Below are 24,043 nucleotides of genomic sequence, written 5' to 3'. Positions count from 1 at the left end.
GCTTACCTGTCCGGGCCCGGTGCGCCGTGGAGCGACCCGCCCAGTTGTCTTGAAAGGGGCTAATTATCGCCCACCCGCAGGCGATCAGGAGCGGTAACCCTGTGGCCCGCATGCCCGAGGGGCCGGAACAGTGTGTTTCATCCTTGCGGCTGAAGGCGCGCGCCCTCGGCCGCAAGCATGAAGCCGGCTCAGGCCAGCAGGCTGGCGTAACGCGCGCGGATCGACTGCTCGATGCCCGCGGCGTCCAGGCCCAGGCCGGCCAGCAAGGCCGATTGTTCGCCGTGGTCGATGAATTCGTCCGGCAGGCCCAGTTGCAGCACCGGGATCAGCACGCCGGCCGCGCTCAGCACTTCCAGCACCGCGCTGCCCGCGCCGCCCATGATGCAGGCGTCTTCCACGGTGACGAGCGCGTCGTGGCGGCTCGCGAGATCCAGAATCAGGTCGCGGTCGATCGGCTTGACGAAACGCATGTCGGCCACGGTGGCATCGAGCTTGCCGGCGGCGCCCAGCGCTGCCTGCACCAGCGTGCCAAAACCCAGGATGGCGATCTTCTTGCCTTCGCGCCGCACGATGCCCTTGCCCAGTTCAACGGTATCCAGGGCTTCGGCTTCCGCCGCGCCGCAGCCCGCGCCGCGCGGATAGCGCACCGACGCCGGACCCGGGTACTGATAACAGGTGGACAGGAGCAGACGGGTTTCGTTTTCGTCGGAGGGCGTGGCCACCACCATGTTGGGCACGCAGCGCAGGAACGCGATGTCGTAGTTGCCCGCGTGCGTGGCGCCGTCGGCGCCCACGATGCCGGCGCGGTCCAGGGCGAAGGTCACGTCCAGGTTTTGCAGGGCGACATCATGGATGAACTGGTCGTAGCCGCGCTGCATGAAGGTGGAGTAGATGGCGACGACGGGCTTCTGGCCCTCGCACGCCACGCCGGCCGCGAACGTGACGGCATGCTGTTCGGCGATGCCCACGTCGAAATACCGCTGCGGAAAGCGTTGTTCGAATTCGACCAGGCCACTGCCTTCGCGCATGGCCGGCGTGACGGCCACCAGACGCGCGTCCTCTTGGGCCGTGTCGCACAGCCACTTGCCGAACACCTGCGTGAAGGTGCGCTTGCCCGGCGCCTTGGACTGCAGGATGCCGACGGCCGGATCGAACTTGCCGGGACCGTGATAGAGCACCGGGTCGGCTTCGGCCAGTTTGTAGCCCTGGCCCTTGCGCGTGACGACGTGCAGGAACTGCAGGCCCTCCAGGGCTTTCAGGTTCTGCAGCGTGGGGACCAGCGCGTCCAGGTCGTGGCCGTCGATGGGGCCGACGTAGTTGAAGCCGAATTCCTCGAACAGCGTGGCGGGCGTGACCATGCCCTTGGCGTGTTCCTCGAAGCGGCGCGCCAGCTCCAGCACGGGGGGCACATGCTGCAGCACCGCACGGCCCACATTCTTGGCCGTGGCGTAAAAGCGTCCGGACATCAGGCGCGCCAGATAACGGTTCAGCGCCCCCACCGGCGGCGAGATCGACATGTCGTTGTCGTTCAGGATCACCAGCAGGTTGATGCCGGGCGTGACGCCCGCGTTGTTCATGGCCTCGAACGCCATGCCGGCCGACATGGCGCCGTCGCCGATCACCGCGATGTGCTGGCGCTGCACGCCCGCATTGCGCGAGGCGACCGCCATGCCCAGTGCCGCCGAGATCGACGTGGACGAGTGCGCGGTGCCGAAGGCGTCGTATTCGGATTCGCTGCGCTTGGGGAAACCGGAGATGCCGCCCTGCTGGCGCAGCTTGGCCATGCCGGCCCGGCGCCCCGTCAGGATCTTGTGCGGATAGGACTGATGGCCGACGTCCCAGACGATGCGGTCATGCGGCGTGTCGAACACCTGATGCAGCGCCAGCGTGAGTTCGACGGTGCCCAGGTTGGACGACAGGTGACCGCCCGTTTTGGATACCGACTCCAGCACGAAGCCACGCAGTTCGTCGGCGAGCTTTTTCAGTTCGCGACGATCCAGGCGCTTGAGGTCAGCCGGCGATTGAATGCGGTCCAGTAAATCTGTCGTCATGCTTGTATGGGGTTCGTTGGCCCGGCCTACCAGGAAGGCCGGGCTGATCTCGGATCAGCGGTCTCGAAGAACGATGAAGTCGGCAAGCTGGGCCAGGCGCCCGCCCGCGTCGCCCAGCGGCGCCAGGGCGGCCAGCGCCGTCACGCGCAGTTCCTCGGCAAAGGCCCGCGCCTCTTCAAGGCCCAGCAGGGAAACATAGGTGGGTTTGTTTTCGGCGGCGTCCTTGCCGGGCGTCTTGCCCAGGCTGGCGCTGTCAGCGGTGACGTCCAGAATGTCGTCGACCACCTGGAAAGCCAGGCCCATGGCCTGCGCGTAGGCATCCAGCGCCTGGCGCGATGCAGAACTGGCGCCCGCGACGATGCCGCCCAACGCCACGCTGCACGCCAGCATCGCGCCGGTCTTCATGCCGTGCATTGTCTGAAGTTCGTCGCGCGACAGTGCGCGGCCGACGCTGAACAGATCGATGGCCTGCCCGCCCGCCATGCCACGGCTGCCGGCGGCGCGCGCCAACGACTGGGTGGCCTGGACGATCAGCGCCGGGGCGATCGGCATGGAGGCGACCAGCTCGAACGCCAGCGGCTGCAACGCGTCGCCCGCCAGCATGGCGGTGGCTTCGTCGAACTGCACGTGCGTGGTGGGCCGGCCGCGGCGAAGCGTGTCGTCGTCCATGCAGGGCAGATCGTCATGGATCAGCGAGTAGGCGTGGATCAGTTCGACGGCGGCCGCCGCGCGGTCCAGCGAGGCCTCGATGGCCAGCACGCTGCCACTGACGGGGCAGGCCTGGCCGGCGGCATAGACCAAGGCGGCCCGCACGCGCTTGCCGCCGCCAAGCACGGCGTAGCGCATGGCTTCGTGCAAACGGGCAGGCGCCAGGTCCGCCGGCGGCAGCAGGTCGTCGAGCACGTCTTCGACATGCAGCGCACGGCCTTGCAACCACTCGGGAAAAGCGAGTTGAATTTGCTTCATCGGCTTCTTATTCGTCGTCCAGCGCCGCGGGATCCAGCGGCCGGAGCAGGCCGCCCTCGAGAACCTTGACCTGCTGCTCAGCCTGGGCCAGTCGTTCCTGGCAAACCCGTGTGAGCGCCACACCGCGCCGGTAGGCAGCCAGCGACTGCTCGAGCGGCAACGATCCGTCTTCCATGGCCGCGACCAGCGATTCCAGTTCGGCCAGCGCCGTTTCGAAATCCTGGGGCAAGGGACGATCGTCGTTCTGCGGATCAGCTTGAGTGGGTTTGGCCAAACGGGCCTCCGGGGCACTAGGGGGTGGATTAATCCGTGAATTGTACGAGATAGCCAAGCGCGGCCCGCAAGCGCCCCGCGCGCTAGGCCGGCGCCCCCGCCAGGCCTGCCACGGTAGCCAGGAGCGCCGGGGCCACACGGTCGCGAAGGTGCGAGGCCTCAAGCAGGCTGGCCGGTCCGCCGCAGCTCATGACGAAGACGCCCTCGCCCGTGATCGACGTGAACGGCACCGCGACGGCGTTGATGCCGGACTGCCATTCGCCGATGGCAAAGCAGCAGCCGGTTTGCGCGAGTTCGGCGCGCGCCCGCGCAATGGTCTCGGCGGCTGGGGCGCCCTGGTCAAGACGCGCGAGGACGGCGTCGCACTCCTCCGCGGGCAGGCTGGCGAGATAGGCGCGCCCCATGGCGCTGTCCAACGTGGCGCGGTAACCCACGGGCAAGCGCAAGTACAGCGCCGACGAGCCGTGGATGGCTTCGACGTAGGTCATGGCATCGCCGTCGAAGGCGCCCAGGGCCACGGCGCCACCGGTCTCGCGCGCCAGGTCGGTCATCGAGGCCTTGGCAAGCTCGCGCACCTCTAGTCCCGCAAGCAGGCCGAATCCCAGCGCCAGCACGCCATAGCCGGGCGAGTACTTGCCGGTGTCGGGGTGGTAGCGCAGGTAACCCAGTTCAGTGAGCGTGTAGGTGATGCGGCTGATGGTGGGCTTGGGCAGGCCCGTCAGGCGAGCCAGGTCCAGGTTGCCCAGCGCGGCCACGCCGTGCCGAAAGCACCGCAGCACGTCCAGGCCCCGCGCCAGCGCCGTGATGAAGTCGGGCGAATGGGCGCCTTCTCCTGCGCTGGCGGCGCGCTTGCGGCGCGCGGGCAGGCTCAGTTCAAGCTTCTGGTCCGGCTTGGACGGCGGGAGGGCGGCGCGCTTGCCGCCAGAAAATGATTGCATTTCTATACGCTTCGTTTTTATAGTTTATTTCGAATGACAAAATTAAATTCCATATAACGGAATTTAAAGCATCCAAGGAGACCTGGCAAGCGGCCCGATGTTCGCATCCGGCGTGCGTATCAAGTCAGCCAAGCCAGGCCCGGCGATCCACTCTGACCACGCGATTTCAAGGGGAAAACATGATTCGCAACAGCTTCAAACTGCTCGCCACCCTGATGCTCAGCGCTGCCGCGCTGGGCGCGCAGGCCGACACGTATCCGGCGCGGCCGATCAAGGTGATTTCGCCCTTCCCGGCTGGCGGCGCCACCGACGTGCTGACGCGCGTGCTGGCCGAGCGGATGGCCAAGAACCTGGGCCAGTCGATGATCGTGGAGAACAAGGCCGGCGCGGGCACGTCCATCGGCGCCGCCTACGTCTCGCGCGAAGCGCCGGACGGCTACACCATCCTGATGGCCACGAACTCCACGCTGGTGACCAACCGCTATCTCTATAAGGAACTGCCCTACGACCCGGACAGCTTCGCCAAGATCGGCATGGTCGGCGTCGGTCCGCTGGTCCTGCTGTCCACGCCGAAGCGCCCGTTCAACAACACCCAGGACGTGGTGGCCTACGCCAAGCAGAATCCGGGCAAGCTGACGTTTGCCACGTTCGGTCCGGGCACCTCGTCGCACCTGGCCGGTGAACTGTTCAAGGAACGCGCCGGCATCGACATCCTGCACGTGCCGTTCAAGGGCGCCACGCAGGCCCTGCCCGCCCTGGTCAGCGGCGACGTGGACCTGTTCTTCGACATGGTGGCCACCGGCATGCCGCAGGCCGACGCCGGCAAGGTCAAGGTCTTCGCGATCACCAGCCCCAAACGCCTGGCGACGCAGCCCAACCTGGGCACGCTGGCTGAACAGGGCTACCCGTCGTTCGACATGACCGCCTGGTTCAGCTTCGTTGCGCCCAAGGGCACGCCGGCGCCCGTGGTCGAACGCCTGCAGGCCGCGTTGACCGAAACGCTGCAGGACGAAGCCGTGAAAAAGCGCCTGCTGGACATGGGCATCGACCCGCGTTCGGGCACCGCCGCCGAACTGGACAAGCAGATCAAGACCGAACAGCCCATCGTGTCGCAGCTCATCAAGCAGGCCAACATCGTCCTGCAGTAAGGCTCTACCCGCCGGTTTCGTGACAAAACGTTCGCGGACCGCCGGCCCGCGATCGGCCTGCCCGCGGCTCAGCTGCGGGCAGGCCCCTTCCCCCCGACAGCGACCTCCCGGCCCTGTCGGTTTTTTACGCGCGGCTTAACCCCTGGATACAGAAATCGGAGTGGCGGCGCTGATAAGGTAAGGCGAGAAGAAGTCGAACCATCCGGGAGCCCGATGCCTCACTCCGAAGACCGAGACGCCCGCCTTGACTCAGCCCGTTGGCTGGCTGCGCTGGCCGTCGTTCTGCTGCACAGCGCCGCACTCATCGTCAGCGATCCCGCCGCGCATGGCCGCGGCGCATGGCTGGCCGCCAACCTGTATGACTCGGCCGCGCGCTGGTGCGTGCCCGTCTTCGTGATGGTGAGCGGCGCCCTGCTGCTCGATCCCGACAAGCCGCACGATGCGCGGCGCTTCTACAGCAAACGCATGGCGCGGATCTGCGCGCCGCTGCTGTTCTGGACGCTCTTCTACCTGGCGTGGCGCACCGGCCTGGATTGGTGGGACGACGGACGCGTGGACTTTTCGTTCTGGCCGCGCAAGGTCGCGCAGGGCGAGCCCTATTACCACCTTTGGTATCTGTACATGATCGTCGGCCTGTACCTGTTCGCGCCGCTGGTGCGGGTGCTGTATGCGCGCAGCACGCCGAAGGCGCGCGCATTGTGGGTCGTGGGCATCCTGGGGGTGGCGATCCTTGACGCCCTGTATCGCCGCGCGCTGGGCGCGCCGCATGGTTTTTTCCTGACGTGGTTCCTGCCCTATCTGGGCTACTTCGTCGCCGGCCGCCTGATCTTTGACGGCGAGATGCGCGTGCCGCGCCCGGGCCTGATGCTTGCCGCCACCGTGGCCGCGACGGCGATGGGCGTGACGATCATGTCCAACGGCCACGTGCTGGACACCTACTTCTACGACTACTTCAGCCTGACGGTCCCGTTCATGTCGCTGGCCGCGTTCCAATGGATCGTGTCCTCGCCGCGGCTGCCCCGGCTTGCCGCGCTGGCTCCGCTGACCTTTGGCGTCTATCTCATCCATCCGGTCTTCCTGGATGTCGCGCGCCGCGCCGGCGCCTTTTCCGGCGGCGACCGAGACGTGTGGGCGGTGCCCTTGCTGACGATGATGGTGTTTGCGTTGTCAGCCGCCAGCAGCTGGCTGCTGCGCCGTCATCCGGCCACGCGGCGCCTCGTCTGAAAGACCTACGGATTAAAGGGTTAATCGCGCTTTGCGCCGGGGCAATGCCGCCCGCGGATTGCCTCGATAAGCCGGGGGGATTGCCCCGGGCATCGCACAGGCCCTTGGGGTACAATTCACGGCTTACTTGATCGGCCAGACACCGATTTTTCTTCGCGCCAGAACGGATTCAACCAGGCTCGAATTCACGAACAAGACCCGCCGGAACCGTCGCCGGGATCCTGGACTTGAACAAAAGCACCTGGCAAGGCTCAAACCGTCCTGGCTTTTTTATCCGAGCGGAGGGAATCATGACCGACATCGGTCGGATGGCACATGTCGTGCCAGCTCGCACCCAGCTACCCGTCAGCGCATATTTTGACGAAGCCCTCTTTGCCCGCGAGCAAGAACTCATTTTCAAGCAATCCTCGCTTTATGTCGGCCACCAGAAATTGGTGCCCGAAATCGGGGATTGGCGTACGTTGGTCCAGGAAAACGGAGGGCGCTCGCTGGTTCGCAACCAGCACGGCGTCGAACTCATCTCAAATGTCTGCCGCCACCGTCAGGCACTGATGCTTGGCGGCCAGGCCGGCAACGTGGCCGGCAACTGCAACACGCATGGCAACCTGAAGGCCACGGGCGGCAATATTGTCTGCCCGCTGCATCGCTGGACGTACAACAACCAGGGTGAGTTGTTGGGCGCGCCGCAGTTCGAGACCACGCCCTGCATGAACCTGCAGAAGTTCCGCCTGCGCGATTGCCACGGGCTGCTCTTCGAAGGCCCGCGCGATCCGGCCGCCGACATGGCGCCGCTGTTTGCGCGTCCCGAGTTCGACTTCGGCGACTACGTGCTGGACCACGTTGAAGTGCATCAGTGCAACTACAACTGGAAGACCTTCATCGAGGTCTACCTCGAGGACTACCACGTCGGCCCGTTCCATCCCGGACTGGGGCGTTTCGTCACCTGCGACGACCTGACCTGGGAGTTCAACGACTGGTACAGCCTGCAGAAAGTGGGCGTGCACAATGCGCTGGCGCAGCCCGGCTCGGACGTCTACAAGCAGTGGCACGACCGCCTGCTGTCGTTCCGTGAAGGCGACGCCCCCGACTTCGGCGCCGTGTGGGTCACGTACTTCCCGACGCACATGATCGAGCTCTATCCGCATGTGCTGGTGCTGTCCACGCTGTACCCGAAGAGCCCGCAGGAAACGGTGAACGTGGTCGAGTTCTACTACCCCGAGGAAATCGCCGCCTTCGAGCGCGAATTCGTCGAGGCGCAGCGCGCGGCCTACATGGAAACGGCCATCGAGGACGACGAGATCGCCGAACGCATGGACGCTGGCCGCAAGGCACTGATGCTGCGCGGCGTGAACGAGACCGGTCCCTACCAGTCGCCCATGGAAGACGGCATGCAGCACTTTCATGAGTGGTACCGCCGCATCATGCAAGCGGTGTAGTTCCCCTGCCCCGGCTTGCAAGACAAAGGGCCTCGCGACATCGGTTCCGATTCGCGAGGCCCTTTTTTCGTCTGGATGCGTCAGCGTCCGATGACACCAGCGACCGTCCTTTCGCCGATCGCCAGCCCCACCGTCATGCCGACGCCGGAGTGCATGACCGCCACCGTGGTCGCCGGATCCACCGGCATGACCGAGAACGGCGCCGGCCCGTGCGCGCCGTAGACGCCCTGCCAGCGCTCCACCACCCGCAGCCGCGCGCCCAATGCCTGCGACGCCAGGTCCAGCATCGCGTTGTCGACTGCCTCGTCATTGAACGGCAGCGCGTCCTGTCCATAGCGGTGCGAATCGCCGATGATCAGTTCGCCGTAGGGCGTGGGGCTGATCAGCAGGTGGATGCCGTTTTCCAGCAGCATGGGCGTGCGCGCCTGGATCACGCCGCGCAGCGCCTGCGCCGTGGGCAGGTCCGAGAACGCGCCGTAATGCACGCACGACAGCCCGGTCAGCAGCGGCCGGTCCAGCGCGATGGGATGCGTGTCGAACACCGCGCGCAGCATCTGAAGGCGCGTGACCTCCAGATCCAGCGGCGCGAACAGTTCCGGCAGCAGGGTCAGGTAGTCGTGGCCCGGGCACACGAAGACGTGCGTGCCCGTGAAGTCGCCCGCCGACGTGCTGACTTCGCCCTTTTCCACGGCGCGCGCGAGCGTTCCGGTGATGAAGTCCACGCCCAACGAAGACTGCAGGTAGTGCGTGATGGCCGGCAGCGCCTCGCGCGAATAGATCTGCAGATCGTCGTGGCCGCGCAGCGCCAGGCTGTGATGCGCGAGCTGGCCGCCATAAAGGCCGGCCACCTCACGCGCGGAAAGCAGATCCGCGCGATACCCTTCCTGCCGCAGGCGCGTGTCCGCGAACTCCTGCAGCACGTCGGCCTCGTCGACGTTGCGGGCCAGCACCAGCGCCCCGTTGGCGCGCACATGAAAGCCCGCCTTGTCCGCCAGGTCGAGCCACAGCTCGCGCGACTGCTGCGCGTGCGACAGCATCGTGCCGGGCGCCTGCCCCGTCACGATGACCTGTCCGAAGTTGCGGATGGTGGCACCGTGGGCCTGGCGGCTGCGCTCGATGACGGCCACGGACAGGCCGCGCTTGGCGGCCGCCCAGGCATGCGCGATACCGAGCATGCCCGCGCCCACCACGATTACGTCGTAAGTCTTCATCGCCGGGACGCCGCCTTACTTCTTCTTGGGCTCGGACTTACCGTCGTAGCGGCGGGTCCACTCGGCGATGATGCGGTCGCGATTCGTGGCGGCCCACGTGAAGTCGTTCTTGATCATGCGCGCGGTCAGGTCGGCGGGCAGGTTCGGGTTGGCCGTGGCGATCGACGGAATCGCCAGCACCGCGAAGTTGGCCTTGTACAGCTCATTGGCCTCGCGGCTGGCCGAGAAGTCAGCCAGCTTGCGGGCGGCTTCCAGGTTCTTCGTGCCCTTCATGATGGCGGTGGCTTCCACTTCCCAGCCCAGGCCTTCCGAAGGGAACACGGCTTCGACCGGCGCGCCGTCGGCCTTCAGCTTGGCCGCGCGGTAGTCGAACGAGATGCCGATCGGGAATTCGCCGGCGGCAGCCATGTTGCACGGCTTGGAGCCCGAGTGCGTGTACGAGCCGATGTTCTTGTGCAGGGCGTCCATGTAAGCCCAGCCCTTTTCTTCGCCAAACATCTGCAGCCAGGCGCTCACGTCCAGAAAGCCCGTGCCGGACGAGGCCGGGTTGGGCATGACGATCTTGCCGGCATACACCGGCTTGGTCAGGTCCTGCCACGACGTGGGCTTGGGCAGCTTCTGCTTTTCGGCTTCGATCGTGTTCAAGCAGATGGCGGCGGCGTAGCCGTCCATGCCGACCCAGGCGGGTTCGGCCTTCGCGTCGCGCATGTTGGCGGCGATCTGGTCCAGGCCCTTGGGGGCGTAGGGCTGCAGCATGCCTTCCTTGTCCATCAGGCCCAGCGCCGTGCCGGCCAAGCCCCAGATCACGTCGGCCTTGGGGTTGTTCTTCTCGGCCAGCAGCTTGGCGGCGATGATGCCGGTGGAGTCGCGCACCCACTGGATCTTGATGTCGGGATTGGCCTTCTCGAAGGCGGCCTGGTAGGCCTTGATCTGGTCGGCTTCCAGCGCCGTGTAGACGGTCAACGTGGTCTCGGCCGAGGCGGCGCCCATCACGCCCGTCAGGGCGGCGGCCAGTGCAAGCAGCTTGTAGCGATTCATGAACAACTCCGTGCGTGAGCGAAAAACAGGATGAACGAGGTCCCCACGGCCGGCGGCTGCCGGCTGCGGATCGCGGTGAGTCAAAGGTTTCGGGGTGGCCCGGAGCGCCGGGCGGCAGGGTTTAGATCAGGGGCGTTCGCCTCGCGCCAGACGGGCTTCGATGTCGTCGACCACGGCCGGCAAGTCAGCCACCGTGTCGATCACGTAATGCGGGCCGGCCGGTTTCAGCTCCGCGCGCGCGGCGGCGCGTGCTGCGTCACGGGCGGGGCCGGCAAGGCCAAGGTATTCGTCAAGCGTCAGGCCCGCGGCATTGCCCGACAGCAAGAGGCCCACGGTCCACATGCCGGCGCGGCGGCCTTCTTCGATGCCCGGCGCGGTGTCGTCGACCTTGATGCACGCGGCCACGTCGGACAGGCCCAGCTCGACCACGTTCTTCAGGGCCATCGCGGGCGCCGGACGCGCGCGCGGCACCTCGTCGCTGGCGACGATGCAATCGGGCGTCAGGTTATCGGCGGCCGCTCGCTCGACGACGCGACGCATCACACTGGCGGGATAGCCGGAGCATGAACCGATCTTCAGGCCGCGCCCGCGCAAGGCGCGCATCACGTCGGCCGCGCCGGGAATGGCCGCCGAATACTGCGCCACCTTCTCCAGCTGCATCGGCAGGAAACGCTCGTAGATGGCGGTGACGTCGTCGTCGCTGGGCACGCGGCCGAAGCGGGCCTGATACTGGGCGGCGATGGCGGGCTGGTCGCACAGGGTACGGATGTGGTCCCACTTGCCCATGCCCATCGGGCCGCGCGCCTGCTTCAGCGACACGTCCATGCCGAACTGCGCGAACGCGTCCACGAACACCTTGGTGGGCGCAAAGGAGCCGAAGTCGACCAGCGTGCCGGCCCAGTCGAAGATCACCGCCTCGAGGCGGACGGGCAAGGGTTGAACTGTCATGGAAGTTATCCTGAAAAATTGGCCGATCAACGGGTCGCCGGGCGCCGCCAGGCCTGCGTGCGCGCCACCAGGGCACGGCTGGCCAGGTGCAGGACCAGGGCGGCGGCGGCGGAGCTGGCCATGATGACCGTGCACATGGCGGCGGCCGGACCGATGAAGCCGGCGTCGTCCATGTTAAGCACGGCCACGGCGGCCAGCACCGTCGACGGGCTGTAGAGAAACACCACGGCCGACACCGTCGTCATGGCGGATACGAAAAGGTAGCGGGCAACATCCAGCGCTGCGGGCAGGCACATCGGCAGCGTCACGCGCAGGAAGGTCGTCAGGCGCGGCACCTTCAGCGACGCGGAGGCGGCCTCGAACTCCGGGTCGAGCGCATTGAGCGCCGTGGCGGCTGTCAGGTGGGCGCTGGTGTAGAAGTGCACGACCGTGCACAGCACCAGCAGCGGCATCGTCCCGTACAGCACGTTCAGGGGGTTTGCCAGGCTATTGAAAAAGAAGATGTAGCCCAGGCCCAGCACGAGCCCCGGCACCGCCATCGGCATCAGCGCCAGCATGCCGGCCATGCCGCGCAGGCCGCGCGCCATCGTGCCGCGCGCAGGCACCTTCTCCATCATCCACGCGCCCACGAAGACCACCAGGGTGCCCGTGAGCGCCGTGAAGAACGCGAGCTGCAGGCTGTTGCGCCAGGCGAGCCAGCCGCCGCCGTCCATGTTGTCGAAGTCGTAAGAACGCAGCGACATCGACAGGTTGTACGGCCACATCTTCACGAACGACGCCCACACCGCCACACCGATGATGAGCAGCAGGAAGGCAGCCATCACGCCGGACAGGGCCAGGAATGCCGCGTCGCGGCGGCCGTTCACGCCGGCCGCGTAAGGCTGCGCGCGGCCGCTCATCTGGGCGCCCTGGCGGGCCCGCAGCCGGCGGTCCAGCACGAAGGTCAGCAGCGCCGGCAGCAGCAACAGGATGCCGATGGCCGCACCCTTGGGGAAATTCTGCTGCCCGACCACCGCCTTGTAGGCCTCCATGGCGAGTACGTTGTAGTCGCCGCCCACCACCTTGGGCACGCCAAAGTCGGTGACGGTCAGCGTGAAGACCACGCAGCAGGCCGAGAACACCGCGTAACGCGTGCCGGGCAGCGTGACCGTCATGAAGGTGCGCCACGTGCCCGCGCCCATGGCGCGTGCCGCGTCATAGAGGCGGCCGTCGGCCAGCGCCAGGCCCGTCAGCAGGATCATGAGCGCATGCGGAAACGTGTAGAACGCCTCGCCCACCACGATGCCCCAGAAGCCATAGATGGTGGCGCCGCCAGTCAGGCCCTTGAGCAGTCCCTGATTGCCCAACAGATAGACCAGCGCGATGCCGGGCAGCAGCGACGGCGCAAGCAGCGGCAACAGCGCGATCGTGCGCAGGATGCCCTTGCCCGGCAGGCGGGTGCGCGTGAGGCCATAGGCAAAGCCGTAGGCGCAGGGCACGACCAGCAACGTCGTCACGATTCCCACGGCAAGGCTGCGCCCCACCATGTCCAGGAAACCATCGGCGCCGATGATGCCCGCGATGACATACAGGCCGGCCCAGCCGCCATCGGCGTCCGTCACCGATTTGACGAGGATCGCCGCCAGGGGCAGCGCCAGGAATACGAGCAGGCCCAGCGCCAGACCGCCCTGCCCCAGCGCCAGGCCCAGCGCGCCGATCCAGGCGGGCAGCGGGCGGCGCCCCAAGGCGGGCAGCGGCGCAAAGGCGGCGGGAGCCGGGGAATGGGGCGCGGTCTGACCCACGGCGCGCGAATCGTTCATGGCTGGATCAAGCGTAGGCGCGTATCGCATGGCGCGGCAGCTCCACCCAGCAACGGCTGGCAGCGTGAGGGCCCAAGAGGGCATCTCCGGTTTCGGGGGACACGATGGAATGCACGGTGGCGCCGGGCACGCCTTCCAGGCGCAGGGCAAGGCGGTAGCTGCGCCCCAGGAACACGCCGTCAAGCACGTCGGCCAGCATGGCGTTGGGCTCTTCGGGCTTGGCCATGCTGACGCGCACGGCCTCGGGCCGCACGAAAAGCTTGCCCGAGCGGGCGTCCAGCGCCGCGTCGACCGCCAGTTCCTGCCGCCCCACCCGGGCGCGATGCGTATCGATGCGTTCGAACGGCAGCCAGTTGGCTTCGCCCACGAAGTCGGCGATGAAGGCCGATCCCGGCTGGCGGTAGAGTTCACGCGGCGTGCCGTACTGCTCGATCACGCCGCCATTCATCACGGCGATGCGGTCGGCCATCACCATGGCCTCTTCCTGGTCATGCGTCACCATCAGCGTGGTGATGGACAGGCGCTTTTGCAGCGCGCGCAGTTCGATTCGCAGGTGTTCGCGCACACGCGCGTCCAATGCCGACATGGGTTCGTCCAGCAACAGCAGCGACGGCGACGGGGCCAGCGCGCGCGCCAGCGCCACGCGTTGCTGCTGGCCGCCCGAAATCTGGCCGGGATACTTCTGCGCCGCGCCGGCCAGGCCGACCAGCGTCAGCATTTCCTCGACGCGGCTGGCGACGTGGTTGCGATGGGCGCGCTTGCCGCTCAGGCCATAGGCCACGTTCTGGGCCACGGTCAGGTTCGGAAACAGCGCATAGGACTGGAACAGGATGCCGTAGTCGCGCGCCTGCGGCTCGGCATGGGAAATATCACGGCCGGACAGCACGATGGTTCCGCTGTCCTGGCGCTCCAGGCCGGCGATCGCGCGCAGCAGCGTTGTCTTGCCGCACCCCGACGGCCCCAGCAGGCACACCAATTCTCCGGCGCGGATATCCAGCGAAACGTCGGCCAGCGCCGTGTGGCTGCCGAATCGCTTCACGAGATTCTGCACGGAGAGAAAGGCGGTATCGCGTTGGGGCATGGGGCCTCCGGTCTGGGAACGAAGGCAGTATGGGAGCCGCGTATTGAGCGTTTATGACACTTCGCGCAAATGCAGTAATAAAAACATCAAAATATTTTGGTGTACTGGCGGTCTTGCGCATTGCGTCCAACCTTCGCCCCCCGATCGTGCTCGTCGCCGAACTCAAATCCTTCTATGCCGTGGCCCGCTGCGGAACCGTCACCAAGGCCGCCGCCCAGCTGGGCGTCAGCCAGCCCACGGTGACGGGGCAATTGCGCCAGCTTGAATCGCGCTACGGCATCGAGCTGTTTCATCGGCAGGGGCGCGGCATGCGGCTGTCGGACGCCGGGCAAAACCTGATGCCGATGGTCGAGAAGCTGGTGCAGCAGGAGACCGAGATCGACTTCCGGCTGCGTGACGCGAGCGACCTGCGCGAGGGTAACCTGCGCATTGGCGCGACCGGCCCCTACTACATCATGGATACCGTGCGGCGCTACAACCAGCGCTATCCCGGCATCGACCTGACGGTCACGATCGGCAATTCGCAGTCGATGCTGCAGGCGCTGCAGGATTACCGCATCGAGATTGCCACGTCTTCCTTTCTGATGGATGACAAGCACCTGTACCGCCGCAAGATCGCCGCAGACCCGATCCGCGTGGTGGCGCATCGCGATCATCCGCTGGCCCGGCGCGGCCAGGTGCGGCTGGCCGATCTGGCCGAGCACGCGCTGCTGCTGCGCGAACCCGGCTCCATGACGCGCCAGCTGACCGAAGACGCGCTGCGGGCGGCCGGCGTCACCGTGCGCCGCACGCTGGAGATCGGCAGCCGCGAGTCGATCCGACAGGCCATCCTGTGCGAACTGGGCATCAGCCTTATCCCGTCACGCGAAATTCCGTCCCATCCCGATCTGGCCGCCCTGGACATCCAGGACGCCGGCATCGTGATGAATGAATACCTGTACTGCTTGCGCGAGCGCCAACCGGTGCAACTCATCGCGCGCTTTCTGGAGATGGCGCCGGCAGCCGGCTGACCGTCGCGGTCACTGTCCCGCCTCTTCCCCTTGCGGCCACTCAGGAGACAACCATGGCCTTGACCCTGCAGGACATCGAACAGCTTTTCCTTGAACGCGGACACCGGTCCTATGACGGCGAATCCGTCAGCCATCTGCGCCATGCGCTGCAAACGGCCGCCCTGGCCGAACAGCACGGCGCCAAAGCCCATCTCATCACGGCCTGCCTGCTGCATGACCTGGGCCATCTGATCGCCGACCGGCCGGGCACACCCACGCTGCGCGGCATCGACGACAAGCATCAGTATTTCGTGCTGCCCTTCCTGCGCGGCTTGTTCAGTTCCGCCGTGCTGGACCCCATCCGGCTGCACGTGGAAGCCAAGCGCTACCTCTGCTACGTGGAACCGCAGTACGAAGCGAAGCTGTCGGACGATTCCCGCCGCAGCCTGGCGCTGCAGGGCGGCAGTTTCGACGCGGGCCAGGCGGTCGACTTCGCCAGCATGCCCGGCGCGCCGGACGCGATCCGTCTGCGGCGCTGGGACGACATGGCCAAGGTGCCGGGGCTGGCCACGCCGCCGCTCGATCACTTCCTGGAGATCGCCGAAAGCGTGTCCGGCCGCGTCAAGCTGGCCGCCGTCTGGTAACGGCCGCGCACCGCCCAGGAAAAAAAGCCAGGGTGCGTTGCCCTGGCTTTTGTTCGTTCACGCGCCCTTGGCCACCGGCCGGGCGGGATCGCTGCACCATTCGCTCCACGACCCCGGATAGAGGCGCGAGCCCGTCAGGCCGGCAATCTCCATGGACAGCAGGTTGTGGCAGGCCGTGATGCCCGAGCCGCACTGGTGGACGACCGAGGCTGGGTCGCGCCCGGCCAGCAGGCTGCCGAACTCCGCGCGCAGCTGCTCGGCCGTCTTGAAACGGCCATCGGGCTGCAGGTTTTCGCCGTTCGGGCGGTTCAGCGCGCCGGGGATATGGCCGGCCACCGGGTCCATGGGTTCGACTTCGCCGCGATACCGGTTGGCGGCGCGCGCGTCGACGACCGTGAACGACGGCTGGGCGATGTTGGCCAGCACCGCCTGGGCATCGACCGTGCCCGCCAGGGACTTGCCCGGTTCGACAGGCGCGCCCGGCTGCACCGCCGGCGCCGGATCGTGGCTGACGGGCAGCCCCGCAGCCGTCCAGGCCTGCCACCCGCCATCCAGCACGGCGACCCGGTCATGGCCCAGCCAGCGCAGCATCCACCACAGATGCGCCGCGTACATGCCGCCGCTGGCGTCGTAGGCCACCACCAGCGTGGCGGGCGTCACGCCATGCGCGGCCATCAGGGCGCCAAACTGTGCCCGGTCGGGCAGCGGATGCCGTCCGTTCTTGCCGGTGCGGGCGGCAGCCAGCTCGGTTTCGTGATCCAGGAAGCGGGCCCCGGGGATGTGGCCTGCGTCGTAGGCCTGCCGGCCCGCCGAATGATTGGTCAGGTCATGGCGCACGTCGAACACGCGCACGTCGGGCGAGTCCAGGCGTGCAGAGAGATCGGCGGCGGTGATCAGGGTCGTCGTCATGCGATGGGGCTCCTGTGTGAAAAGCGGCGGGCGCCGGGATCAGCCCGGCTTGGGGTCGCGCATGGTGCGCCACACCGAAAGCAGGCCCGCGAAAATGATCAGGCCCATGCCGGCCCAGGCCACGACGTCCAGATGGTCGCCCCAGAAGCCCATGCCGATCAGTGCCGCGAAGATGATGGTGCTGTACTGCAGGGCGGCGGTCAGCAGCGCCGACCCCATGCCGAACGCCCGGGTCATGGCCAACTGTCCGAACAGCCCCGCGACGCCCACGCCCAGGAGCGACAGGTAACCGGTCCAGTCCGCGTAGCCCCAGCCCTCGAACGCCAGGCCGGCGGCGCTGGAGGCGCACACGGCCACCGAAAAGAACAGCACGGTGCGCCATTCGGGTTCGCCAATGCGGCCCAATTGGCGGATCTGCATCATCGCAATGGCGGACATGGCCCCCGCCCCCATGCCGAGCAGGGCGGCAAGCCACTGGTCGTCGTTGATGCTTGGCCGCAGCACGGCGATCACGCCCAGAAAGCCCAGCACCACGGCCAGGATCCGCACCGGGTCACGCTGCGCCCCGCCCCATCCCAGCATCCAGCAGGCGATGAACAGCGGCGCCGTGTAGTTCAGGCTGGTGGCGGTGGCCAGCGGCAGATGGGAGATGGCAAAAAAGCCCAGCCACATCGAGGTGACGCCGGACAGGTTGCGCCAGATGTGCAGCTTCCAGCTCGTGGGAATGATGGACTGGCGGCCGGCGCGCGCCCAGAGCAGCAGCAGGATCACCGACGGCAGGCCGCGAAAGAGCACGACCTGCGGCAGCGATGCGCCGTGTTCGGTGCCGAGCTTCACGAACGACCCCATGATGGCGAACATGGCGGACGCCACCAACATCCAAAGTGCTTGCATGCGGGTCTACGCTAAGGGAAAAGGGGGAAGGAATAAGGGAAAGCGATACTATACTCTCCGTCACCGGGCGAGGAGCCGGCGAGTCGGGGAACTGGCAAGGCTCCGCCATGTCGAAATCCGGGTATTTGCCGCTCGCAGAGGAATATAAAAAACATGAAACGCATTGTTCTGTTCGTCATTACCAACCTGGCCGTCATGCTCGTGCTGTCGGCCACGCTTCGCATCCTGGGCGTAGACCGTGTCATCACGGCCAACGGGATCAACTTCAACGCGCTCCTGATCTTCTCGGTCGTGGTCGGCTTCACCGGCGCCATCATCTCGCTCCTCATGAGCAAGCCGATGGCCAAATGGAGCACGGGCGCGCAGGTGCTGGATCCCAACTCGCCCCGCAACCAGCGCGAGGCCTGGCTGGTCGACACCGTCCACCAACTGGCCGACCGCGCCGGCATCGGCCGCCCCGAAGTCGCCATCTACGAAGGCGCCCCCAACGCATTTGCCACGGGCGCATTCAAGAACGACTCCCTGGTCGCCGTGTCCACGGGCCTGCTCGAAAGCATGACCGAAGAGGAAGTCGCGGCCGTGCTGGCGCACGAAGTCGCGCACATCGCCAACGGCGACATGGTCACCCTGACCCTGATCCAGGGCGTGGTGAACACCTTCGTCATCTTCCTGGCGCGCGTGGTCGGCTACTTCATCGACCGCGTCGTGTTCAAGAACGAACGCGGCATCGGCCCGGGGTACTTCGTCACCGTGCTGGTCTGTGAAATCATCTTCGGCGTGCTGGCCTCGATCATCGTGGCCTGGTTCTCGCGCCAGCGCGAATACCGCGCCGACGCCGGCTCGGCCCACCTGATGGGCGCCCGCGAACCGATGATCCGCGCGCTCGCCCGCCTGGGCGGCCTGGAACCGGGCGAACTGCCCAAGTCCTTCGAAGCGTCCGGCATCACCGGCAAGGGCGGCCTGGCGGCCATGTTCGCCTCGCACCCGCCGATCCCGGCCCGCATCGCCGCGCTGCAGAATGCCCGCGTGATCTGACCGGTCACCGGCCGCAAAAAAGCCCGCTTCGGCGGGCTTTTTTGCGTTCAAATCTGACGCTGTTGCAGGGATGGGTGTCTGACACCCTCTGAGATGTTGCGACAAGCCCGAGATCATCTCCCCAGGGTGTCAGACACCTTGCCGAGGGTGCTTTGCGTTGCATGGATCGGTGTCTGACACCCGCTTAGATGTTGCGACACGCCCGAGATCATCTCCCCAGGGTGTCAGACACCTTGCCGAGGGTGCTTTGCGTTGCATCGATGGGTGTCTGACACCCGCTGAGATGTTGCGACAAGCCCGAGATCATCTCCCCTGGGTGTCAGACACCTTGCCGAGGGTGCTTTGCAGCAACAACGACCTCGGCATCACATCGCTCAGCACTCGACGATATTCACCGCCAAACCGCCCCGCGCCGTTTCCTTGTACTTGGTCTTCATATCCGCGCCGGTTTCGCGCATGGTCTTGATGACCGAATCCAGCGACACGTAGTGCTGACCGTCGCCGCGCAGCGCCATGCGGGCGGCATTCACGGCCTTGACCGAGGCCATGGCGTTGCGTTCGATACAGGGAATCTGCACCAGCCCGCCGACGGGATCGCAGGTCAGGCCCAGGTTGTGCTCCATGCCGATCTCGGCCGCGTTTTCCACCTGCTCGACCGACCCGCCCAGCGCCGCCGCCAGTCCGCCGGCCGCCATCGAACAGGCCACGCCGACTTCGCCCTGGCAGCCCACTTCCGCGCCGGACAGCGACGCGTTGTACTTGTAGAGCAGCCCGATCGCCGCCGCGGTCAGCAGGAACTCGCGCACACCCTCGCGGTTGGCGCCCGGCACAAAGCGGTCGTAATAGTGCAGCACGGCCGGAATGATGCCCGCCGCGCCGTTGGTTGGTGCAGTAACCACCCGGCCGCCCGCGGCGTTCTCTTCGTTGACGGCCATCGCGTACAGGTTCACCCAATCCATGACGGAAAGCGGGTCGGACAACGTGCGCTCGGCCCGCTGGGTGAGATTGCGGTATAGCTCGGGGGCGCGCCGGCGCACGCGCAACGGGCCGGGCAACTCGCCGTCCGCCTCCGGATAGTTGATGCCGCAGCCGCGCGCCACGCAGTCCTGCATGACCAGCCAGATGCGGTCCAGGCCGGCATTGACCTCCGAGGCTTCGCGCCAGGTCAGCTCGTTCTGCATCATGACCTGGGCGACGGTCAAACCGTTGTCCTGGCACATGGCCAGCAGTTCGCGACCCATGCGAAACGGGTACGGCAACTGGTCGTGCGCCGCGATGACCTGGCTGTTGGAGGCGCCGGCGGTGACGACGAAGCCGCCGCCCACCGACAGGTAGCGGGCCTCGCGCAGCGACTGGCCGTCGGCGTCGAATGCGTGGAATTTCATGCCGTTGGGGTGTTCGGCCATGGCTTCGCGGCGGTAGAACATCATGTGTTCCTTTTCCACGAAGGGCAGCGGGTACTTGCCCAGCAACGGCAACTGCCGGCTGGCGCGCACCGAGGCAATCATGCCGGCGATGGCCGCGGGGTCGACCGTATCCGGCGCCTCGCCCATCAGGCCCAGCAGCACGCCCTTGTCGGTGCCGTGCCCCTTGCCGGTGGCGCCCAGCGATCCGTACAGTTCGGCCCGCACGCTGGCCACGCGCGGCACAAGGCCGTCGCGCTCGAGCCCTTGCGCAAATAGCAGCGCCGCCCGCATCGGGCCCACGGTATGAGAGCTCGACGGGCCAATGCCTATCTTGAACAGATCGAAAACGGAAACGGCCACGCCAAACTCCAATACATCCACCAACGATCAGGCAATGATACGCGCGAGCCCGGGCGCACGCAGCAAAGCCCCGCCCGGCGTATCCTGTATCTTCGCGCCGGGTGTCAAAGCCTGCCCCGGCATGCGATCATTACAGAATTATTACTTGTCATAAAAAGAACGGAAAAACGCCTGCATGTCTGGACTCATTACCCTGCTTGACTTCGCCGGCTACGTCGCGCTGCTGCTTTGGGGCGTGCATATGGTCCAAACCGGCGTGCAGCGCGCGTTCGGGGCGGCGCTGGGCGCGGCCTTGGGACGCGCCCTGGGCACGCGGTTGCGGGCATTTTTTGCGGGCCTGGGCATCACGGCCGCGCTGCAAAGCAGCACCGCCACCGGCCTGATGATCACCGGCTTTGCCGCGGGCGGCGTGGTCGGCCTGGTGCCGGCGCTGGCGGCGATGCTGGGCGCCAACGTGGGCACCACGCTGATCGTCCAGCTGCTGTCCTTCGACCTGACCGAGCTCGCCCCGATCCTGATCCTGGCCGGCGTCTGGATGTTCCGGCGCTATCCGCCCGGCCGCACCCGCGACCTGGGCCGGGTCTTCATCGGCCTGGGCCTGCTCCTGCTGTCGCTGCACCAGCTCGTCGAACTCTTCGCGCCGTTTCAGACCGCGCCCATGTTGGGGATGATTCTTGCCGCCCTGTCGACCCAGCCGGTCGCCGCGGTCTTGCTGTCCGCCGCATTCACGTGGGCCGCGCACTCGAGCGTGGCCGTCGTGGTGCTGGTGATGTCGCTGGCCAGCCACAACATGGTCGCGCCGCACGTGGCGTTCGCGCTGGTGCTGGGCGCCAACCTGGGCACGGCGATCAACCCGATGATCGAAGGCGTGACGGGCGACGACCCCGCCGCCCGCCGCCTGCCGCTGGGCAATCTGCTGACGCGGGTGCTGGGCGTGCTGGCCGGGCTGCTGCTGTTGCCTTTCCTGGAGCCCTGGATGAGCGATCTGGCGAGCGACCCCGCCCGCGCGGTCGCCAACTTCCACACCCTGTTCAATGCCGTCATCGCCCTGGCCTTCCTGCCGATCCTGACGCCGTACGCCGCGCTGCTGACCCGCTGGCTGCCCAAGCGCGCCGACCCGAACGACCCGTCCCGCCCCCAATACCTGGACGAATGGGCCCACGACGTGCCCGCCGTGGCACTGGGCAATGCCGCGCGCGAGGCGCTGCGCATGGCCGACATGCTGCAGACGCTACTGCTCTACGCGCGGGCCGGCTTCAAGCGCGACAACCGCCACCGCATGGTGCAGGCGCGCCAGCTGGACGGCGCGCTGGACAAGCTGGAGAACGCCATCACGACTTACCTGGCGACGCTGGACCAGGAAAACATGACGCGCGAGGACCTCCAGCGGCTGGACGACATTCTGGCGTTCACCAGCAACATCGGCCACGCGGGCGATATCGCGCATCACGGCTTGCTGAGCCACGTGGCCAAGCTGCGCAAGCAGGGCTGGACGTTCTCGCCCGAGCAACGCGCCAGCCTGGACGACACCCTGGGCCAGCTCATCGCCAACCAACGCACGGCCGCCGCGCTCTTCGTGAACGACGACCTGCGCCAGGCGCGCTCGCTGGCCGGCGAAAAGGCGCGCTTTCGCACGATCGAAACCCAGGCGGCCGACACCCACCTGCAGAAGATCAAGTCCGGCCAGGTCGACGCCGCGGAAGTGGGCGCGCTGTACCTGGACATCCTGCGGGACATGAAGGGCATCAACTCGCACCTGGTGGGCGCGGCGGCGTACCCCTTGCTGGCCCGCCACGGGGAGCTCCTGCCCAGCCGCCTGCGCGAGGCGGGCAATTGAATGGTGAATAGGTAAGCCGCCAGCGCCGGGTGTCTGACACCGTCCCAAGCACGCTGACGCACGAAAAAGCCGACCCACGGGTCGGCTTTCTTTTGCATCGGGCACATCCGGTGGGCCAACCTGGTGGCTCACCCTCCCCGCCTTACAGATACCGCTTGAACCACTCCAGCATCCGCTTCCAGCCATCCTTCGCGGCCTCGGGGTGGTAGCTGGCCCGGTAGTCCGCCAGGAACGCGTGGTCGGCTTCGGGGTAGACCACGATCTCGGACTGCTTGGCGGCGGCGTTGCCGGCGGCCAGTTTCGCCTTCATGGTTTCCACGTCCGACAGCGGAATACTGGCGTCACGGCCGCCGTAAAGGCCCAGGACGGGGCCATGCAGCTCGTGGGTCACGTCCAGCGCGACGCGCTTGATGAGCGGGCCGTGGCCCACGCTGAGCTTGCCGTACCATGCCACGCCCGCCTTCACGTCGGGATTGTGCGCCGCGTACATCCAGGTCAGGCGGCCGCCCCAGCAGAAACCCGTCACCGCCACGCGGCGCGCGTCACCGCCATTGGCGGCGGCCCACGCCACGCTGGCGTCCAGATCGGCGTACACCTGTTCGTCAGGCACCTTGCTGACGATTTCCGAAATGAGCTTCGGGATGTCGGTGTATGCGGACGCGTCGCCCTGGCGTTGATAGAGGTTGGCGGCAACGGCCAGGTAACCGGCCTTGGCCACCCGGCGGCAGATGTCCTTGATGTGTTCGTGCACGCCGAAGATTTCCTGGATCACCAGCACGACCGGCAGGTCACGCTGGCCTTCGGGCGCGGCGTAATACGCGTCGATCGAACCGTCCGTCACGGGAAGCTTGAAATCCCCGTGGACCAGGCCCTGCGTGTCAGTGTGGATCACGGTGGGGGCAACATTGCCGGCGGCGGTGGAAAAACTCATGGAGAACTCCTTGGTTGGGTCGACGAAAGCCGGCCATCCCCGCCGCGCCACCTGCGCTAGTGCCGGTGGCCGTGCTCCGCCTGGGACACGCCTTGATCCGCGTGTGCGTCATGGTCGTGCCCGTGGTGCATCAGCGTCGTGACGCTGTAGATCAGCGCCACGCCCACACCGACCAGCAGCAATTGCGGGACGGCATCGGACAGGGATACCCGCTCGTGCATCTGCGGCATCAGGTCGGCCACCGAGATGTACAGGAAGCTGCTGGCGGCAATCACCAGGATGTACGGCGTCCACTCCTGCGCCTGCTGCAGCACGAAGTACCCTATTATGCCGCCGACCGCTGAACACAAGCTGGTGAACAGAATCAGCGCAAAGGCGCGGCGGCGGCGCAGGCCGGCGTTGAGCAGCACCACGAAGTCGCCCAGCTTGTGCGGCACTTCGTGGATGATGATCGACGCGGCCGTCAGCACGCCCAGCAGCGGATCGGTCAGGAACGCCGCGGCGATCAGCACGCCGTCGCACAGGTTGTGCAGCGAACTGCCGATCAGGATCAGCATCCCGCCGCGCCCTGCCTCGTGGCGGTCGTGGCCCTTGTGATGGTGGTGGCCGTCGCCCTCGTGGTGATGGCTGTGGCGCAGCAGCGCAATCTTCTCCAACACGAAAAAGCCGATCAGCGACGCCAGCATCAGTCCGAAGAGCACATGGGCGTTGCCGACCCCGGTCTCGAATGCCTCGGGCAGCAGATGCAGCAGCGCCACGGACAGCAGCACGCCGACCGACAGGCTCACCATGTGATGCAGGTATTTGGCAAAGACCTTGTACGCGAGCCAGCTCGCGATAAGGACGGCAATCAGGCCGCCAGTGATGGTGGCGAGCAGAACCCAGAGCAGCAACATGAGGGGGGAAAATTAAGGCGGGGGGAAGC

21 protein-coding genes are annotated in these 24,043 nt (G+C 66.7%); 7 read left to right on the top strand and 14 right to left on the bottom strand.

The window, feature by feature from the left end; translation table 11 throughout:
* Positions 1–188: 188 nt before the first annotated feature.
* The 4 genes from dxs to V6V88_RS07555 form a co-directional block, all read right to left on the bottom strand.
* A complete protein-coding gene (gene dxs / locus V6V88_RS07570) occupies positions 189–2,051 on the bottom strand; it encodes a 1-deoxy-D-xylulose-5-phosphate synthase (protein WP_062838661.1) in 1,863 nt (620 codons plus the stop codon).
* Between the two features lie 54 nt (positions 2,052–2,105).
* Positions 2,106–3,017: a polyprenyl synthetase family protein gene (locus V6V88_RS07565; RefSeq protein WP_062838660.1), complete on the bottom strand. Its 912-nt coding sequence runs from the start codon at positions 3,015–3,017 to the stop codon at positions 2,106–2,108.
* 7 nt (positions 3,018–3,024) lie between these two features.
* Positions 3,025–3,291 (bottom strand): exodeoxyribonuclease VII small subunit, encoded by a 267-nt coding sequence (locus V6V88_RS07560; protein WP_056322452.1) that lies wholly within the window; start codon positions 3,289–3,291, stop codon positions 3,025–3,027.
* Positions 3,292–3,373: 82 nt separating this feature from the next.
* On the bottom strand, positions 3,374–4,228 hold the full coding sequence (locus tag V6V88_RS07555; RefSeq protein WP_179688668.1) for an IclR family transcriptional regulator: 855 nt from the start codon (positions 4,226–4,228) through the stop codon (positions 3,374–3,376).
* A 179-nt stretch (positions 4,229–4,407) separates the two neighbouring features.
* Here V6V88_RS07555 and V6V88_RS07550 point away from each other — a divergent pair, with 179 nt between their 5' ends.
* From V6V88_RS07550 to V6V88_RS07540, 3 genes are all read left to right on the top strand, one after another.
* Positions 4,408–5,376, top strand: a complete 969-nt coding sequence (locus tag V6V88_RS07550) for a tripartite tricarboxylate transporter substrate binding protein (protein WP_128827776.1) — start codon at positions 4,408–4,410, stop codon at positions 5,374–5,376.
* Between the two features lie 213 nt (positions 5,377–5,589).
* Positions 5,590–6,600: an acyltransferase family protein gene (locus tag V6V88_RS07545; RefSeq protein ID WP_223574762.1), complete on the top strand. Its 1,011-nt coding sequence runs from the start codon at positions 5,590–5,592 to the stop codon at positions 6,598–6,600.
* Positions 6,601–6,890: 290 nt separating this feature from the next.
* Positions 6,891–8,036: an aromatic ring-hydroxylating dioxygenase subunit alpha gene (locus V6V88_RS07540; protein ID WP_062838656.1), complete on the top strand. Its 1,146-nt coding sequence runs from the start codon at positions 6,891–6,893 to the stop codon at positions 8,034–8,036.
* Positions 8,037–8,116: 80 nt separating this feature from the next.
* On the opposite strand, the gene V6V88_RS07535 is transcribed toward V6V88_RS07540, so the two are convergent.
* From V6V88_RS07535 to V6V88_RS07515, 5 genes are all read right to left on the bottom strand, one after another.
* Positions 8,117–9,247, bottom strand: coding sequence for a TIGR03364 family FAD-dependent oxidoreductase (locus tag V6V88_RS07535; RefSeq protein ID WP_062838655.1), 1,131 nt, complete (start codon positions 9,245–9,247; stop codon positions 8,117–8,119).
* 15 nt (positions 9,248–9,262) lie between these two features.
* Positions 9,263–10,285 carry a putative 2-aminoethylphosphonate ABC transporter substrate-binding protein gene (locus tag V6V88_RS07530; protein WP_062838654.1) on the bottom strand — a complete coding sequence of 341 codons (1,023 nt, stop codon included), beginning with the start codon at positions 10,283–10,285 and terminating at the stop codon, positions 9,263–9,265.
* Positions 10,286–10,411: 126 nt separating this feature from the next.
* Positions 10,412–11,242 (bottom strand): phosphonoacetaldehyde hydrolase, encoded by an 831-nt coding sequence (phnX, locus tag V6V88_RS07525; RefSeq protein WP_196589450.1) that lies wholly within the window; start codon positions 11,240–11,242, stop codon positions 10,412–10,414.
* A gap of 17 nt (positions 11,243–11,259) precedes the next feature.
* Positions 11,260–13,032 (bottom strand): putative 2-aminoethylphosphonate ABC transporter permease subunit, encoded by a 1,773-nt coding sequence (locus V6V88_RS07520; protein ID WP_230964896.1) that lies wholly within the window; start codon positions 13,030–13,032, stop codon positions 11,260–11,262.
* A gap of 7 nt (positions 13,033–13,039) precedes the next feature.
* Positions 13,040–14,113 carry a putative 2-aminoethylphosphonate ABC transporter ATP-binding protein gene (locus V6V88_RS07515; RefSeq protein WP_062838651.1) on the bottom strand — a complete coding sequence of 358 codons (1,074 nt, stop codon included), beginning with the start codon at positions 14,111–14,113 and terminating at the stop codon, positions 13,040–13,042.
* Positions 14,114–14,259: 146 nt separating this feature from the next.
* Here V6V88_RS07515 and V6V88_RS07510 point away from each other — a divergent pair, with 146 nt between their 5' ends.
* A complete protein-coding gene (locus V6V88_RS07510; protein WP_056322757.1) occupies positions 14,260–15,123 on the top strand; it encodes a LysR family transcriptional regulator in 864 nt (287 codons plus the stop codon).
* Positions 15,124–15,176: 53 nt separating this feature from the next.
* A complete protein-coding gene (locus tag V6V88_RS07505) occupies positions 15,177–15,746 on the top strand; it encodes a phosphonate degradation HD-domain oxygenase (RefSeq protein WP_056322428.1) in 570 nt (189 codons plus the stop codon).
* Between the two features lie 57 nt (positions 15,747–15,803).
* On the opposite strand, the gene V6V88_RS07500 is transcribed toward V6V88_RS07505, so the two are convergent.
* Positions 15,804–16,655, bottom strand: coding sequence for a sulfurtransferase (locus V6V88_RS07500; RefSeq protein WP_062838650.1), 852 nt, complete (start codon positions 16,653–16,655; stop codon positions 15,804–15,806).
* A gap of 39 nt (positions 16,656–16,694) precedes the next feature.
* Positions 16,695–17,549, bottom strand: a complete 855-nt coding sequence (locus tag V6V88_RS07495) for a DMT family transporter (RefSeq protein ID WP_056322422.1) — start codon at positions 17,547–17,549, stop codon at positions 16,695–16,697.
* A 153-nt stretch (positions 17,550–17,702) separates the two neighbouring features.
* Between V6V88_RS07495 and htpX the strand changes: the two genes are divergently transcribed.
* Positions 17,703–18,584, top strand: a complete 882-nt coding sequence (htpX, locus tag V6V88_RS07490) for a protease HtpX (RefSeq protein ID WP_056322419.1) — start codon at positions 17,703–17,705, stop codon at positions 18,582–18,584.
* A 374-nt stretch (positions 18,585–18,958) separates the two neighbouring features.
* Here htpX and V6V88_RS07485 read toward each other — a convergent pair whose 3' ends face one another.
* Positions 18,959–20,350: an L-serine ammonia-lyase gene (locus V6V88_RS07485; protein ID WP_062838649.1), complete on the bottom strand. Its 1,392-nt coding sequence runs from the start codon at positions 20,348–20,350 to the stop codon at positions 18,959–18,961.
* Between the two features lie 175 nt (positions 20,351–20,525).
* Here V6V88_RS07485 and V6V88_RS07480 point away from each other — a divergent pair, with 175 nt between their 5' ends.
* Positions 20,526–22,187, top strand: a complete 1,662-nt coding sequence (locus V6V88_RS07480; RefSeq protein WP_056322414.1) for a Na/Pi cotransporter family protein — start codon at positions 20,526–20,528, stop codon at positions 22,185–22,187.
* A gap of 142 nt (positions 22,188–22,329) precedes the next feature.
* Here the strand turns inward: V6V88_RS07480 and V6V88_RS07475 are convergent, their stop codons facing one another.
* Positions 22,330–23,118, bottom strand: coding sequence for a dienelactone hydrolase family protein (locus tag V6V88_RS07475; RefSeq protein ID WP_062838648.1), 789 nt, complete (start codon positions 23,116–23,118; stop codon positions 22,330–22,332).
* A gap of 56 nt (positions 23,119–23,174) precedes the next feature.
* Positions 23,175–24,014 (bottom strand): ZIP family metal transporter, encoded by an 840-nt coding sequence (locus V6V88_RS07470; protein ID WP_062838647.1) that lies wholly within the window; start codon positions 24,012–24,014, stop codon positions 23,175–23,177.
* Positions 24,015–24,043 lie beyond the last annotated feature (29 nt).

Origin of the sequence: Achromobacter sp. E1 (genome assembly GCF_037039475.1) — a bacterium.
Taxonomy (GTDB): Bacteria; Pseudomonadota; Gammaproteobacteria; order Burkholderiales; family Burkholderiaceae_B; genus Achromobacter; species Achromobacter mucicolens.
Note: the sequence above shows the minus strand (reverse complement) of the source record. Positions and strands in the feature narration are given on the sequence as shown.

Coding starts and splice junctions, on each gene's coding strand:
- V6V88_RS07535 (WP_062838655.1), bottom strand. CDS start 9,247: ATGAAGACTTACGACGTAATCGTGGTGGGCGCGGGCATGCTCGGTATC.
- V6V88_RS07470 (WP_062838647.1), bottom strand. CDS start 24,014: ATGTTGCTGCTCTGGGTTCTGCTCGCCACCATCACTGGCGGCCTGATT.
- V6V88_RS07545 (WP_223574762.1), top strand. CDS start 5,590: ATGCCTCACTCCGAAGACCGAGACGCCCGCCTTGACTCAGCCCGTTGG.
- V6V88_RS07530 (WP_062838654.1), bottom strand. CDS start 10,285: ATGAATCGCTACAAGCTGCTTGCACTGGCCGCCGCCCTGACGGGCGTG.
- V6V88_RS07480 (WP_056322414.1), top strand. CDS start 20,526: ATGTCTGGACTCATTACCCTGCTTGACTTCGCCGGCTACGTCGCGCTG.
- V6V88_RS07495 (WP_056322422.1), bottom strand. CDS start 17,549: ATGCAAGCACTTTGGATGTTGGTGGCGTCCGCCATGTTCGCCATCATG.
- V6V88_RS07515 (WP_062838651.1), bottom strand. CDS start 14,113: ATGCCCCAACGCGATACCGCCTTTCTCTCCGTGCAGAATCTCGTGAAG.
- V6V88_RS07475 (WP_062838648.1), bottom strand. CDS start 23,118: ATGAGTTTTTCCACCGCCGCCGGCAATGTTGCCCCCACCGTGATCCAC.
- dxs (WP_062838661.1), bottom strand. CDS start 2,051: ATGACGACAGATTTACTGGACCGCATTCAATCGCCGGCTGACCTCAAG.
- V6V88_RS07500 (WP_062838650.1), bottom strand. CDS start 16,655: ATGACGACGACCCTGATCACCGCCGCCGATCTCTCTGCACGCCTGGAC.
- V6V88_RS07565 (WP_062838660.1), bottom strand. CDS start 3,017: ATGAAGCAAATTCAACTCGCTTTTCCCGAGTGGTTGCAAGGCCGTGCG.
- htpX (WP_056322419.1), top strand. CDS start 17,703: ATGAAACGCATTGTTCTGTTCGTCATTACCAACCTGGCCGTCATGCTC.
- V6V88_RS07540 (WP_062838656.1), top strand. CDS start 6,891: ATGACCGACATCGGTCGGATGGCACATGTCGTGCCAGCTCGCACCCAG.
- V6V88_RS07520 (WP_230964896.1), bottom strand. CDS start 13,032: ATGAACGATTCGCGCGCCGTGGGTCAGACCGCGCCCCATTCCCCGGCT.
- V6V88_RS07555 (WP_179688668.1), bottom strand. CDS start 4,228: ATGCAATCATTTTCTGGCGGCAAGCGCGCCGCCCTCCCGCCGTCCAAG.
- V6V88_RS07505 (WP_056322428.1), top strand. CDS start 15,177: ATGGCCTTGACCCTGCAGGACATCGAACAGCTTTTCCTTGAACGCGGA.
- V6V88_RS07550 (WP_128827776.1), top strand. CDS start 4,408: ATGATTCGCAACAGCTTCAAACTGCTCGCCACCCTGATGCTCAGCGCT.